The 13,867-nt window shown below is 48.8% G+C and carries 10 protein-coding genes; 8 read left to right on the top strand and 2 right to left on the bottom strand.

Annotation, left to right across the window (positions count from 1 at the left end; translation table 11 throughout):
• Positions 1-188 precede the first annotated feature (188 nt).
• Entirely contained in the window at positions 189-1,397 is a 1,209-nt protein-coding gene (locus tag ACI3EW_RS11840) for a glucose-1-phosphate adenylyltransferase (protein ID WP_118530796.1), read from the top strand.
• Positions 1,391-2,530, top strand: coding sequence for a glucose-1-phosphate adenylyltransferase subunit GlgD (gene glgD / locus ACI3EW_RS11835; protein ID WP_118530799.1), 1,140 nt, complete (start codon positions 1,391-1,393; stop codon positions 2,528-2,530). Before ACI3EW_RS11840 ends, glgD begins: the two co-directional genes overlap by 7 nt.
• Positions 2,531-2,723: 193 nt before the next feature.
• Here glgD and ACI3EW_RS11830 read toward each other — a convergent pair whose 3' ends face one another.
• Entirely contained in the window at positions 2,724-3,437 is a 714-nt protein-coding gene (locus ACI3EW_RS11830) for a 3D domain-containing protein (RefSeq protein ID WP_405578387.1), read from the bottom strand.
• 740 nt (positions 3,438-4,177) lie between these two features.
• Between ACI3EW_RS11830 and hrcA the strand changes: the two genes are divergently transcribed.
• The 4 genes from hrcA to dnaJ all read left to right on the top strand — a co-directional run bounded on the left by hrcA (position 4,178) and on the right by dnaJ (position 9,213).
• Positions 4,178-5,230 (top strand): heat-inducible transcriptional repressor HrcA, encoded by a 1,053-nt coding sequence (gene hrcA, locus ACI3EW_RS11825; protein WP_118299193.1) that lies wholly within the window; start codon positions 4,178-4,180, stop codon positions 5,228-5,230.
• 8 nt (positions 5,231-5,238) lie between these two features.
• A complete protein-coding gene (gene grpE, locus ACI3EW_RS11820; protein ID WP_243022267.1) occupies positions 5,239-5,817 on the top strand; it encodes a nucleotide exchange factor GrpE in 579 nt (192 codons plus the stop codon).
• Between the two features lie 91 nt (positions 5,818-5,908).
• Positions 5,909-7,786, top strand: coding sequence for a molecular chaperone DnaK (dnaK, locus tag ACI3EW_RS11815; RefSeq protein ID WP_118299191.1), 1,878 nt, complete (start codon positions 5,909-5,911; stop codon positions 7,784-7,786).
• Positions 7,787-8,052: 266 nt separating this feature from the next.
• A complete protein-coding gene (gene dnaJ, locus ACI3EW_RS11810; protein WP_118299190.1) occupies positions 8,053-9,213 on the top strand; it encodes a molecular chaperone DnaJ in 1,161 nt (386 codons plus the stop codon).
• 641 nt (positions 9,214-9,854) lie between these two features.
• Here dnaJ and ACI3EW_RS11805 read toward each other — a convergent pair.
• The gene (locus ACI3EW_RS11805) at positions 9,855-10,247 is read right to left on the bottom strand and encodes a hypothetical protein (RefSeq protein ID WP_405578381.1); all 393 of its coding nucleotides are present in this window, start codon (positions 10,245-10,247) and stop codon (positions 9,855-9,857) included.
• A gap of 100 nt (positions 10,248-10,347) precedes the next feature.
• Between ACI3EW_RS11805 and ACI3EW_RS11800 the strand changes: the two genes are divergently transcribed.
• Together ACI3EW_RS11800 and ACI3EW_RS11795 are read left to right on the top strand one after the other, a co-directional pair.
• Positions 10,348-11,817, top strand: a complete 1,470-nt coding sequence (locus tag ACI3EW_RS11800; protein ID WP_405578378.1) for a hypothetical protein — start codon at positions 10,348-10,350, stop codon at positions 11,815-11,817.
• Positions 11,818-11,956: 139 nt separating this feature from the next.
• Positions 11,957-13,456, top strand: coding sequence for a hypothetical protein (locus ACI3EW_RS11795; RefSeq protein ID WP_405578375.1), 1,500 nt, complete (start codon positions 11,957-11,959; stop codon positions 13,454-13,456).
• Positions 13,457-13,867 lie beyond the last annotated feature (411 nt).

The raw sequence follows: 13,867 nt of genomic DNA, 5'->3' as shown, positions 1-13,867 counted from the left end.
TGGGAAATTTTGACTTTATGAGTATAAAGTAATACAGATATATATAGGCAAAGTAAAAGTATGGTAAAAATGTATAAAAAGCTATCGAAAACGGCGAAAATGTGCTATAATTTATACAATCCTTGAGAATGCGATTTTATGCATTTTGCACGGAGAATACCGATCCAGAAATACAGGGGGATATTTTTATGGCTAAGGAAATGATCGCAATGCTCCTTGCCGGCGGACAGGGCTCCAGACTCTACGCGCTGACACAGAAGCTTGCAAAACCGGCAGTTCCTTTCGGCGGAAAGTATCGGATCATCGACTTCCCGCTCTCGAACTGTGTAAATTCAGGAATCGATACCGTTGGAATTCTGACCCAGTACCAGCCGATGGTGTTGAATGAGTATATCGGAAACGGTCAGCCGTGGGATCTTGACCGTCTCTACGGGGGAGTCCATGTACTGCCGCCGTACCAGAAAGCGTCCGGCTCCGACTGGTATAAGGGAACCGCAAACGCGATCTATCAGAACATTCCGTTTATCGAGCGCTACGATCCGCAGTATGTGATCATCTTATCAGGTGACCAGATCTGTAAGCAGGATTACAGTGATTTCCTCCGCTTCCACAAGGAGAAAGGAGCGGAGTTCAGCGTTGCCGTTATGGAGGTCCCGTGGGATGAGGCATCCCGCTTCGGCCTGATGGTCGCAGACGATGATGACCGGATCACGGAGTTTCAGGAGAAACCGAAGAACCCGAAGTCCAACCTGGCTTCGATGGGAATCTACATCTTCAACTGGGATATCTTAAAGAAGTACCTGATCGAGGACGAGGCGGATCCGAACTCCGAGAACGACTTCGGAAACAACATTATCCCGAACCTTCTGAAGGACGGACGAAAAATGTACGCCTACCACTTTGAGGGATACTGGAAGGATGTCGGAACGATCTCTTCCCTCTGGGAGGCAAATATGGAGGTTCTGGATCCGGAGCACAGCGGGATCAACCTCTTTGATGAGAATTGGAAGATCTACAGCCGGAACAGCGGCATGACCGGACATAAGATCGGCTCCAACGCGGTCGTTGAGAACTGTATGATCACAGACGGCTGCCGGATTGATGGAAATGTAAAGCATTCGATCCTGTTCTCCGGTGTTAAGGTAGAAAAAGGTGCAAAGGTCGAGGATGCCGTTGTCATGGGTGGAACCGTCATCAAGGCCGGTGCCGTTGTGGAACACTGCATCGTTGCCGAGAACGTTGTGATCGGTGAGAATGCGATCGTCGGTTCCATGCCGAAGGATGAGGGACACGGTGTCGCGACGATCGGATCCGGGATCACAATCGGAAAGGGCGCAAAGATCGGCCCGAACGCCATGGTCAATAAAAATGTGGAGGACGGTGAAGAACAATGGTAAATTCCAATGCAAATGCGATCGGTATTATTTTCCCGAACAGTTATGACAATCTGGTGCCGGAACTTGCGGGCGACCGCCTGATGGCATCCATCCCGTTCGCGGGACGTTACCGGATCATCGATTTCCTCCTTTCGAGTCTCGCAAACTGCGGGATCAGCAATATCTCCATCGTGGTCCGCGAGAATTACCATTCCCTGATGGACCATCTGGGATCCGGCCGTGAGTGGGATCTTCTCAGAAAGAACGGAGGTCTCAGCATCTTCCCGCCGTATGCGGAGAAGAACATGAAGGTCTACAGCGGCCGTGTCGAAGCGCTGGAGAGTATTCTGCAGTTCCTTAAAAATAAGAAAGAAAAGTACGTTATCATGACCGACGCAAATATTGCGGTCGATTTTGATTTCAATGATATGTTAAGGGCACATATCGAGAGCGGCGCCGATGTGACTGTCGCTTACGCGGAGCAGGAGATCCCGGCGGAGCTGATCCACGCGGGCGCCCATGGGGACATGTATTACACGTTAAAGCTCGAGGACGGGCGTGTGAAAAGGATCTTCATGAATTCCGAGGAGAGCGGAAAACAGAATCTTTCCATGAACATCTATATTATGGAAAGAGAAGCTCTGATCGAGAAGATCCATGCGGCGTTTGTACGCGGCTATTCCTATTTTGAGCGTGATATCCTTGCACCGCGCCTGGAGAAATATAACGTCCGCGCGTACAAGTATGAAGGATATTATGCAAGGATCTGCGGACTGAAGAGCTACTTTGACGAGAATATGAAGCTTCTTGACGATGAGAATCTGGAAGCGCTGTTTACCGGCGGTCCGGTCTACACAAAGATCCGTGATGACAACCCGACGAGATACATTACCGGATGTAAGGCGAAAAATAACCTCGTTGCAGATGGCTGTGTGATCGAGGGAGATGTTGAGAACTGTATTCTTTTCAGAGGCGTCAAGATCGAGAAAGGCGCGAAGATCAGAAACAGTGTCCTGATGCAGGATACGGTCGTGAAGGCCGGCGGACGCTTGGATTACGTTGTTACCGATAAGAACGTTACGATCGAGGTCGGACAGGAGCTTAAGGGAACGGATACACAGCCGTTTTATGTTGCCAAGGGACATACGGTTTAAAAAAGCAAAGGATAAAAGGGAATCTTCCGTGAGAGACTGGATGCTCCATGGAGATTCCCTTTTTGTGTATATGAGAACATAGAAAAAATGAAATCGGAAAGGCAGAGCGCTAAAGTCTGTGAAGCGCGGATTTTCCTGTAAAAAAAGGTGACCTGCGCAATGGCAGATCACCTTTTTGTAAGAAAACGGAGCATCAGGACTGGATCAGATAGACCTCAGAACGTTCCACGCCGTGATTTTTTGTTTCCGAATGTGTGTTGTAAAAAATATCGATGTGTTTTCCTTTGACGCCGCCGCCGACGTCCTCAGCGATATATTCGACGCCGTCGATGAGAAGATGGCTTCCGAGCGGGATGACGCGCGGGTCAACGGCTACGGTGCGGCTCGCGGTGGCCTGGGTTCCTGTTTTTGTGAGGCGTCCATATCCTTCGGAGCAGCTTCTGCATGGGCAGTAGGCGGTTGTCTTGAAGGTTCCTAAGGAGACGAGAGTCGCGTTTTTGATGATACCTGTCTCGGTATCGTACTGGTAGGCGATCGGAAGTGCCTGTCCGTTTACGCTGAGTTTGATCATGTAGGTGTTGTCCGGAATGGAGGACCAGTCGATCATGATCTCAAAGCCGTGGGCGCCGTTTCCGATGCCGCTTGTCTTTAAGTCATCGCGTTCGATATCTGCGGTGGCGGTCTCTGCTAAGAGAGAGTCGCCTGTATGGGCGTTGACCACGGTAACAGTGACGGAGACCGGGGTGTCCGGGACCGCGGAGTTCCACGCCCATCCGGAGATCTTATTTCCGTCGATGCTGTCGAGGTGGCCAGAGTTTTTCGAGGTGCTTGCGAAGGCGCATACGGTGTTTAGGAGCATCGCGAGGATGGTTATTAAAACACTGATGGTCATTCTGATTTTCTTCATATAACATATCCTTTCTTTTTTGTTTCATATCTGTTACAAAGTATATGCTGTGATGTAACAAATATGTAACAATTTGGAAACAAATATGTATTATACACGGATTTTTTTATTTGTCAAGTTTTCGGGGGGGGGGGGTACGCGGTGAGGTTCCGGGATAGCGTGCAGGGGATGCGGGGATGGTTCCTCTAAGCTCACGGGCGGCTGCTAAGGGCAGAAAATCGACGACACAACTCGCTGCGCTCAGACAAGTGTCGCCGATTTTCTAACGCAGCCACCCGTGAGCTTAGAGGAAGCCAGATCCCCGGATCAAAGCACGCCATCCCGGAGCCTCACCGCTGTGGGATGGCGGGAGGAAGGGAAGAGGTATAACTCGCTGCCTGCGCTCGGACGTGTACTATTTTGTATTCAACACAGTCAGCTGCGGATTAAGAGGAAGTGTATATCTGGAGCAAAGCACTTTTGCCCGGAGCCTCACCGCTGGGGAGTTGCGGGAGTGAGTGTGAAGAATCGATATCTTATAAGGAAATAGTTTGGTTGGGGAAGATTACTGTCGGTAAAGTGCGCGGGAAATTATGGGGTTTCCGGGAGATTTCTGGATAAAACAGGAATTATTCCTATATTTGTGAAAAAAATGTGAAAATTATCAAAAGCCCTTGACAAAAAACTTGCGAAGTAATATAGTAGCAACTGTAGATGTTAGCACTCCTCAAAAGAGAGTGCTAGCAAATCAGAGAGAAGAGGTGAGAGGTTTGGAACTGGATGAGAGAAAAGAGAAAATTTTGAAAGCGATTATCCAGACGTACCTGGAGACCGGTGAGCCGGTCGGATCCAGAACGATTTCCAAATACTCGGATCTGAAGCTCAGCTCCGCTACGATCCGAAATGAGATGTCTGATCTGGAAGAGCTTGGTTACATTCTTCAGCCGCATACTTCAGCCGGAAGGATTCCTTCCGATAAGGGTTACCGGTTTTATGTTGACCAGATCATTAAAGAGAAGGACAGTCAGGTCGAGCACATGCAGGAACTGATGATCCAGCGGGTTGACCGCGTGGAACTGCTTTTGAAGCAGCTTGCAAAGGTTCTCGCAAAGAATACAAATTATGCGACTCTGATCAGCGGACCGAGTTACAGCCAGACGAAGCTTAAATTTATCCAACTCTCCAGAGTTGAGGAGCATAAGCTTCTCGTGGTAATTGTTGTGGAAGGAAATATTATCCGGAACTCTTTTGTTACGGTTGATGAGGAACTCAGTGATGAGGAGATCCTGAATCTGAATATTCTCCTGAACAGCAATCTGAACGGTCTGACGATCGAGGAGATCAATCTTGGTGTGATCGCGAAGATGAAGGAGCAGGCCGGAAGCCACAGAAGAGTGGTGGATCTGGTCCTGAATGAGGTCAGCGAAGTGATCCGTTCCCAGGATGAGGATCTTCAGATCTATACGAGCGGGGCAACCAATATTTTCAAATATCCGGAACTTTCCGATACAGAGAAAGCGAGTCAGCTGATCAGCACGTTAGAACATAAGGAACTTCTCCGTGGGCTGATCGATGAACAGCAGCAGAATAAGACCGATGACCCGGACAATGAGATCCAGGTCTACATCGGAGATGAAACTCCGGTCCAGAGCATGAAAGACTGCAGCATCGTAACCGCAAATTATGCGCTCGGCGATGGAATGCGAGGAACGATCGGTATTGTAGGACCAAAGCGGATGGATTACGAGAAAGTCGTAACAACCTTGCGATCGCTTGTCGCGCAGCTGAACGAAACATTTAAAAATGAAAGGTGAAGAGAGCAGTGGAAGAGAAAGAGTTAGAAAAAGAGAACCAGGAGACGGAAGCTTCCGAAGAGAAAGAAGCGAAAGCCTCTGAGACTGATAAAGAAACTGAGAAGTCCGAGGATGCCGGAAAGAAGGAAAAAGCTCCGGAAAAGAAAAAGGATCCGAAGGACGAGAAGATTGATGAGTTAAATGACAAACTCAGAAGATCGATGGCGGAATTTGATAATTACCGCAAGAGAACGGACAAGGAAAAGTCCGCGATGTATGAGATCGGCGCGAAGGACGTGATCGAAAAGATCCTTCCGATCGTTGACAACTTTGAAAGAGGTCTTAACACAATCCCGGAGGATGCGAAAGGAACCGCATTTGCAGAGGGAATGGAAAAGATATATAAGCAGTTTGTAAAGACGCTCGATGATCTTGGCGTAAAGCCGATCGAGGCCGTCGGAAAGCCGTTTGATCCGAATTTCCACAACGCAGTGATGCATGTGGAGGATGAGAATCTCGGCGAAAATGTTGTGGCAGCTGAGCTTCAGAAGGGTTACACCTACAAAGAGTCGATCGTCCGTCACAGCATGGTACAGGTTGCGAACTAAGGATCGTGAGAGCACGTAAGTGCGGATCGATCCGGTATCAAAATTAACATTGAAATTCACTTAATTCCAAATATAACAGGAGGAAAAAATCATGAGCAAGATCATTGGTATTGACTTAGGTACAACAAACAGCTGCGTAGCAGTTATGGAAGGCGGTAAACCAACAGTTATCGCTAATACAGAAGGTGTCAGAACAACACCGTCTATCGTTGCATTTACAAAGACAGGAGAAAGACTTGTCGGTGAGCCGGCAAAGCGTCAGGCAGTTACAAACGCTGACAGAACCATCTCCTCCATTAAGAGACATATGGGTACTGACTACAAGGTAGACATCGACGGCAAGAAGTACACACCGCAGGAGATTTCCGCGATGATCCTTCAGAAGTTAAAAGCAGATGCTGAAAGCTACCTCGGTGAGAAGGTAACAGAAGCTGTTATCACAGTTCCGGCTTACTTCAACGATGCCCAGCGTCAGGCAACAAAGGATGCAGGTAAGATCGCCGGTCTTGATGTAAAGCGTATCATCAACGAGCCGACAGCGGCAGCCCTTGCTTATGGCCTTGACAACGAGAAAGAGCAGAAGATCATGGTATATGACCTCGGCGGCGGTACATTCGATGTTTCCATCATCGAGATCGGTGACGGCGTTATTGAAGTTCTTGCGACGAACGGTGATACACACCTCGGCGGTGATGATTTCGATAACCGTGTCACACAGTGGATGATCGATGAGTTCAAGAAGACAGAGGGCGTAGATCTTTCCGGTGATAAGATGGCACTTCAGAGATTAAAAGAAGCTGCTGAGAAAGCAAAGAAGGAACTCTCTTCCGCAACAACAACAAATATCAACCTTCCGTTCATCACAGCAACTGCTGATGGCCCGAAGCACTTAGATATGAATCTTACAAGAGCAAAATTCGATGAACTCACAAGCGACCTCATCGAGAGAACAGCGATCCCGGTGCAGAATGCATTAAGAGATGCCGGCTTAACAGCAGCAGATCTTTCCAAGGTTCTCCTTGTAGGTGGTTCCACACGTATGCTTTCCGCACAGGAGAAGGTAAAACAGTTAACAGGCAAAGAGCCGAGTAAGTCCTTAAACCCGGATGAGTGCGTAGCCATCGGTGCAGCGATCCAGGGTGGTAAGTTAGCAGGCGATGCTGGTGCCGGCGACATCCTTCTTCTCGATGTTACTCCGCTTTCCCTTGCAATCGAGACCATGGGCGGCGTAGCAACAAAGCTGATCGAGAGAAATACAACCATCCCGACAAGAAAGAGCCAGATCTTCTCCACAGCCGCTGATAACCAGACAGCTGTAGATATCCACGTTGTACAGGGTGAGCGTGAGTTCGCAAAGGACAACAAAACTCTTGGCCAGTTCCGTCTTGATGGTATCCTTCCGGCAAGAAGAGGTGTTCCGCAGATCGAAGTTACATTCGATATCGATGCAAACGGTATCGTAAATGTATCCGCTAAGGATCTTGGAACAGGCAAAGAGCAGCACATCACGATCACATCCGGTTCCAACATGTCCAAGGATGATATCGATAAGGCTGTTAAGGAAGCTGCAGCTTACGAGGCTGAGGATAAGAAGAGAAAAGAAGCGATTGATGCGAGAAACGAAGCTGACTCCATGGTATTCCAGACAGAGAAAGCTCTCGAGGAAGTCGGCGACAAGATCGATGCAAACGACAAGACTGCTGTTGAGGCTGACTTAAATGCCCTCAAGGAAGCAATCGCAAAAGCTCCGGCAGATCAGATGACAGATGCTCAGGTCGATGAGATTAAGGCGGCGAAAGAGAAACTCATGAACAGTGCCCAGAAGTTATTCTCCAAGGTTTATGAGCAGGCTCAGGCAGCTCAGGGCGCAGCAGGTGCCCAGGGTCAGGCTGGTCCGCAGGCAGGTCAGAGCGCAAGCCAGGCAGGCTACGGCGATGATGTCGTTGACGGAGACTACAAAGAGGTCTAAGACGAAAAATAAATTGACAGACTGAAAATAGTCTGTCAGGCAAAGCAGATCCGGAAGGACGCCCGCAAACGGGCGTTCTTTCGGCTGCCTTGTTTCCGGACGATGAATGATCCGGAGAAAATTTATCACGGCAGAAGATAAAACCGTGATGTCTGGAATGGGTTCTGGCGTTATCTGGTTACGGCGTGTGAAGGCAGATCTTCCGGCGGCAGAATTCCGCAAAAGGTACGTGGTACCGTTCATTAACAAGAAAGGTAAAGAAAGCAATGGCAGAGACCAAGAGAGATTATTACGAAGTCCTCGGCGTGCCGAAAGATGCGGACGAAGCGGCGTTAAAGAAAGCATATCGAGTTCTTGCAAAGAAATATCATCCGGACGCAAACCCGGGAGACAAAGAGGCGGAGGCAAAGTTCAAGGAAGCTTCCGAGGCATACAGTGTCTTAAGTGATCCGGAAAAGAGAAAGAAGTACGACCAGTTCGGTCATGCAGCCTTTGACGGAGGCGCAGGCGGAGCCGGATACGGCGGATTCGACTTTAACGGAGCCGATATGGGAGACATTTTCGGAGATATCTTCGGAGATTTCTTTGGCGGACGTTCCGCATACGGAAGAAGCAGCAATGGTCCGATGCGCGGAGCAAATTTGAGAACGGGTGTCCGTATCACGTTTGAGGAGGCGATCTTCGGATGTGAGAAGGAGATCGAGCTTACCCTGAAGGATGAGTGTCCGAAGTGTCACGGAACCGGCGCAAAGCCTGGTACATCCCCGATCACCTGTCCGAAATGTAACGGTAAGGGTAAGATCGTCTATACACAGCAGTCGTTCTTTGGCCAGGTACAGAATGTCCAGACATGTCCGGACTGCCGCGGTACCGGTAAGGTTGTCAAGGAGAAATGCCCGGATTGCTACGGCACCGGATATATCTCCAGCAAGAAGAAGATCCAGGTTAAGATCCCGGCCGGTATCGATAACGGACAGAGTATCCGTATCGCCGGGAAGGGTGAGCCGGGTACGAACGGCGGCGAGAGAGGAGACCTTCTCGTTGAGGTTACTGTATCCAGAAGCCCGGTATTCATGCGTCAGGAGACTTCCATCTTCTCGACTGTACCGATTTCTTTCGCAACGGCAGCTCTCGGCGGTCCGATCAAGATCAAGACCGTTGACGGTGAGGTTGAGTACGAGGTAAAACCGGGAACTCAGACTGACACGAAGGTACGTCTCCGCGGTAAGGGTGTTCCGTCCCTGAGAAATAAGAATATCCGCGGTGATCATTATGTAACGCTTGTTGTTACAGTTCCGGAGAAGCTGAATGAGGAGCAGAAGGAGGCTCTGAAGCGGTTTGATGACGCGATGAAGGGAATTGCGCCGGAGGAAGGGAAGAAGAAAGGATTCTTTAGTAAGCTGAAAGAGGATCTGAAGAACGAGTAATAGAGATTGGATTAGAAAATGCACGTTTTGCATGCAGGGAGGATCGGTATGCAGGGCGTGCGTTTTTTGTGTATGTGCTTGCTTGGTGTGTTGGCGAGAGTACGCGGTGAGTTTCCGGCCAGGAGTGCCGTGAAAATCTGGAAAAGGATTTTTGAGGTGTGTTGGCGAGGGTACGCGGTGAGTTTCCGGCCAGGAGTGCCGGGGATGCGGGGATGGTTCCTCTAACCTCCCGGGAGACTGCTAAGGGCAGAAAATCGACGACACAACTCGCTGCGCTCAGACAAGTGTCATCGATTTTCTAACGCAGTCACCCGCGAGCTAAGAGGAAGCCAGATCCCCGGATCATGCACTCCTGTCCGGAAGCTCACCGCTGGGGGATGGTGGGATCGCAAATAATGGTCACAATAATGGGAAATAATCTGCTTGTGGAACCTGAAGAAGTCTGTTATAATGGGGGCAGCTGAAAGCGAGAAATTACCTTTGTTTCTGCGACAAATATGAACAAAGTGTGAACATGCCAAAAATCACCTTCAAAAACACCTTTTTCAGAATATTCTGGAAAATACTTGCAAAAACGGGTCCGCAAAGCCTTTATTTATGCGGGTTCCCAGAGGCAAGTGTAGAAATGGAGGTCGCCCCTTTCAGGGCATTGACACTCTTTTTCTCCACTGATCCGTACTGTTACCATATACTGTAGAAATGGAGGTCGCCCCTTTCAGGGCATTGACACTCATCAGCAGTGCTTTCATCACTGGAAATGATTCCAGGTAGAAATGGAGGTCGCCCCATTCAGGCCATTGACACAGTGTTACAATTGTAACAACCAGCGTGATGTGGATTCCGGTAGAAATGAAGCTCGCCCCACTCAGGGCATAGTTACCGAAGTTGAACAGACCAGAGAACTTTCTTTTTGAACAAGAAAGTTCTCTGGTCTTTTTCCATTCGTAAGATTGCAAGTGTACAAAAATCGTGAACTGGCTATCGTAAAATAAAAACATAAAGACAGAGAGTTCAAAAGAGGATAACAGCAACATAAAATTTTCATACATTTTAAATCAACGGTTGAAGAAGTTTTTTGTTGTCTCTGTTAGAATAAAAGCAGGATCAAATTGAAAGCTCTGATGGACTCTGGCTGTGAAAGCAGGAGACAGGGGAAGCGCTGACAAGCAGAAAGGAACGAGTATGTACGCAGACGATAAATATAAGATTGTCGGGACCATTTCTATTCCGGAGGAGAAACGGGAAGAGTTCAACAGGAATGTAGAAAAGGTTCTGGATGTGTTCGGGATCAGGCAGACGGAAAAGCGAATGGTTGGGGACAGGGAGATCACGGTGTTAAAAAAGCCGGAGGCAGATGAAGATGGAATCGTAAGGTTTAATTATTCCATGTTCGAGAAGAGGGTCCGGGAAGGTGACAGTTATAACACGAAAACATGTCAACTGATCTGTCCGGACCGTGGATGGGATGAATTCGGCGTTGCCATGAACAGCATTTTGATCATGCAGGAAGCGTATTCGGAGACACCGTGTTTCCTGATGAGTGATGATGCATTATGTCCGGTTGGAAGTTACGCTGCGATGATCGAGGACATGACCGGGGTAAAGCTGGACTTTCCTCACAGGGGAAGGATCCTGGATGTTCTGGCATTCCTGAAGCAGAGGGACGAGTACCGGGATGTGGATGAATATAAATTATGGAACAGGATATGGGATGATACGATCCCGTTTACGATGGACGATATCATAGAACTGTTACATGTAAAATTTATGCCCAGTGAGGAGAGACAGAAGAATCCGTTTTGTGGAACAAAAAGTGAGATTAAGGATGCGACTTTAGTTGATCTGGAAGATTACCTCGTAAAAGAAATCAAGGAATACCTGGCGGACGGATCCGATGAAGTGCTTCGGGATTTTTACAGGGAGCTGATCTCTTCGGAACTTCCGGAACGCCGGAAAATGGCAGAACAAGACGGAACATTCGGGATCATTGCCGAAATATCACTCCGTGCTCCATGTACCTACCTTGTTTCTGCATATGCGGAAGCGGCTGACATTCCTTTCTGGGAACTATGGTTTAGTCTTCAGACGAAGGGCTACCGGACAAAGACGAAAATGTACCATGATGATCTCAGCAATTCAGCGGAACATAGAAAAAGAAGAGAGCTTTATCAGATATACCGGCGCGATAATGAAGATGAATTTCTGGAATTTGGAGCCGGACATCTCTCCAAAAAGCTTCTGGGACAGATCGCAGAGTGGAAAGAAGAGGTCCTGGAAATTCAGGTGCCGGAAGAGTTTGATGCGGAGCGTGCTGCTGGACAGATCCTGTGGGAGATGGAACATGTATGGAACTGTCGTTATGTGAGTGAAGAGGCAGTGGAGATCGTTCAGAAGAACAGGAATGATGTGCGTTGGCAGAAAGCATTGCTGGCGTTTCGGAAATATATGAATGCGTATCAGGAATATTTCCCGGAGCTGCCTCCGGAACTGGTAACGGAGCAGATCCTTGTCAGAGAGCGTGACTACTATTGCCGCACGATCATGGCTGCATTCTGGTTGCTCATGATGAATGAAACATTAAGGCAGGATACGTTCAGATTCTGAGAAAGGCGACGGCTGTTCACTGGATCTGCGGGTTTCATGTACGGACGATGAAATCACTGGTAAGCAGAACGCACGTCAACAATGGCAGAAATTCGGCCTGTAATTATGGAAACGTGAACAGCTGCGAAAGGGTGAAAAAATGGGAACATTTATGGGTTATAAAGGAAGAATGGCGGTTCCGGACGATAAGAGGGAACTGTTTACAGAGCAGATGATGAAGGTGTTTTATTACGGCGGCATGATGTCGTTTGATGACGTGAAGCTGTATGGACATGAGATTTCTCTGCTCTGCCCGGTGAAAAAGACGTATGGAAAGGAAGTGCGTTTCCATTACAATTACTTTCAGGACGATGCCTGGGAGACGGTGGAGTATGATGAAAAGGGAAATCGTCTGTGGTCAGGAAAGGTCGGCAGTAATGAATTTCTCGATGTGATGGCGGCGGCTTATATGCTGTATGAACTCTATTCGGATGAAGCGGGGGCGGCGATGGTCGATGGCGATATTCTTGATGGTGGAGAGGCAGTCGGATGGCTGAACCAGATCCTGAAAACGGAGTTTACGAGAGAAAAGCGCCTGGATCGGTTGTGGGAGCTGGGCGAAAAATTGGGACTGGAGTCTGCGGATGGCGATTACGATGCGCCTGATGTCCGGAAGATCATGGAGCTGATTCCCGAGGGACTTCGGTTTGCGGCGGGTGGAACAGACCTGGCCGATCTTATCTATATCGCCAATGGAACTGAATGTTTATGCGGAAAAGAGCCGGATGGAACGTATCCGGCGGAAGTTTATCACTGCAAGATGGCGCTCAGGAAGTATTTTGAGAAAAAAGGAGAGAGCGGGATCGATGATCTGTGGGCGCTTGTAAAGATGGAGCGGAAAGAGAGAGAGGCGGTGACGGATCCTGCATGGAAGGAGATCGTGGGATATACGGAGTTTCTTCCGGCAAGAGTGATCGTGTTTCTGACAGCGGAACTCACGGGGCGAGAATTCTGGAAAGAGTGGGCGAAACTGCGGGAACATGTCTATCATGATGAAACGAGGAAGGTTTATGCGGCACCGGAGATCCTGAAGTTTCGGGAGAAAAAACGCAGGGAGCCGGCAGTGCCTTTGAGAACGAGCGATTTTCTGCGTCAGGATGGATTTTTTGCTTTTTTTGATACTCCAAAGGAACTCAAGGGAAAGCCGAATTATTATATCAGCGATGCGGACCGCCTGTACTGGTGGGATGGATCCGATGAGGTGGAGATCCCGGAGGAGACGGACCAGTGGCTGAGGAAGCTCGGGGAACGGTATCGGAAGCTGCTGGAAGTGCAGGAAACGGAGAATGTGGACTTTTTGGAGTATTTTTTCGGGCTTCTCGAGCAGATCAATGAGTTTTACAAACGGGTATTTCCGTTTCAGGAGATGTTTTATGATTTTCTCCAGAACGACAGCCGCAGGGAGTACCGGGCTGCATTGAAGCTTTTGGAAGAGCTGGATCAGGAAAACCGTGAGGATGGAAGGATCATAGAGAAATTGTCCGGGAGCTGGGATCTTAACAGTTATAATGTGACGCACAATGTAGGACGGATGCGGATGAAGAGGTATTTGGCGGTTCTGGCGAATCGGGGGCTGCGGGAGATGTATTTTGGGTTTTAGGGAAGAAACTCCCGGGCGGCTGCTAAGGGCGGAGAACGTGGAGACAGCTGCTATGGGCATATAGGAATTTTCTGAACTGAAAATTCCGTATGATACAGTTGAGGCTACGGATTTTGCCGATTTGGAATGCGAAGCATCGGCAAAATCCTGTCCCAGTGCGCAGGCAAGAAAGCCTGTGTACTGGGACACAACTCGCTTTGCTCAAACAAGTGTCCGCTGTTCTCCAACGCAGTCACCTGTGAGCTAAGAGGAAGCCAGCTCCCCGGATCATGCACTCCTGTCCGGAAGCTCACCGCTGGGAGATGGTGGGATCACAAATAATGGTCACAATAATGGAAAATAATCTGCTTGTGGAGCCTGAAGAAGTCTGTTATAATGGGGGCAGCTGAAAGCGAGAAATTACCTTTGCTT

Source organism: Pilosibacter rotomagensis (assembly GCF_045062245.2).
Taxonomy (GTDB): domain Bacteria; phylum Bacillota; class Clostridia; order Lachnospirales; family Lachnospiraceae; genus Pilosibacter.
The sequence above is the reverse complement of the archived record's forward strand: the minus strand, read 5'-3'. Positions and strand labels throughout refer to the sequence as shown.

Excerpts from the sequence above, each read along its gene's own strand:
- glgD (WP_118530799.1), top strand. The coding sequence starts at position 1,391 with ATGGTAAATTCCAATGCAAATGCGATCGGTATTATTTTCCCGAACAGT.
- ACI3EW_RS11795 (WP_405578375.1), top strand. The coding sequence starts at position 11,957 with ATGGGAACATTTATGGGTTATAAAGGAAGAATGGCGGTTCCGGACGAT.
- ACI3EW_RS11840 (WP_118530796.1), top strand. The coding sequence starts at position 189 with ATGGCTAAGGAAATGATCGCAATGCTCCTTGCCGGCGGACAGGGCTCC.
- ACI3EW_RS11830 (WP_405578387.1), bottom strand. The coding sequence starts at position 3,437 with ATGAAGAAAATCAGAATGACCATCAGTGTTTTAATAACCATCCTCGCG.
- ACI3EW_RS11805 (WP_405578381.1), bottom strand. The coding sequence starts at position 10,247 with ATGTTGCTGTTATCCTCTTTTGAACTCTCTGTCTTTATGTTTTTATTT.
- dnaJ (WP_118299190.1), top strand. The coding sequence starts at position 8,053 with ATGGCAGAGACCAAGAGAGATTATTACGAAGTCCTCGGCGTGCCGAAA.
- dnaK (WP_118299191.1), top strand. The coding sequence starts at position 5,909 with ATGAGCAAGATCATTGGTATTGACTTAGGTACAACAAACAGCTGCGTA.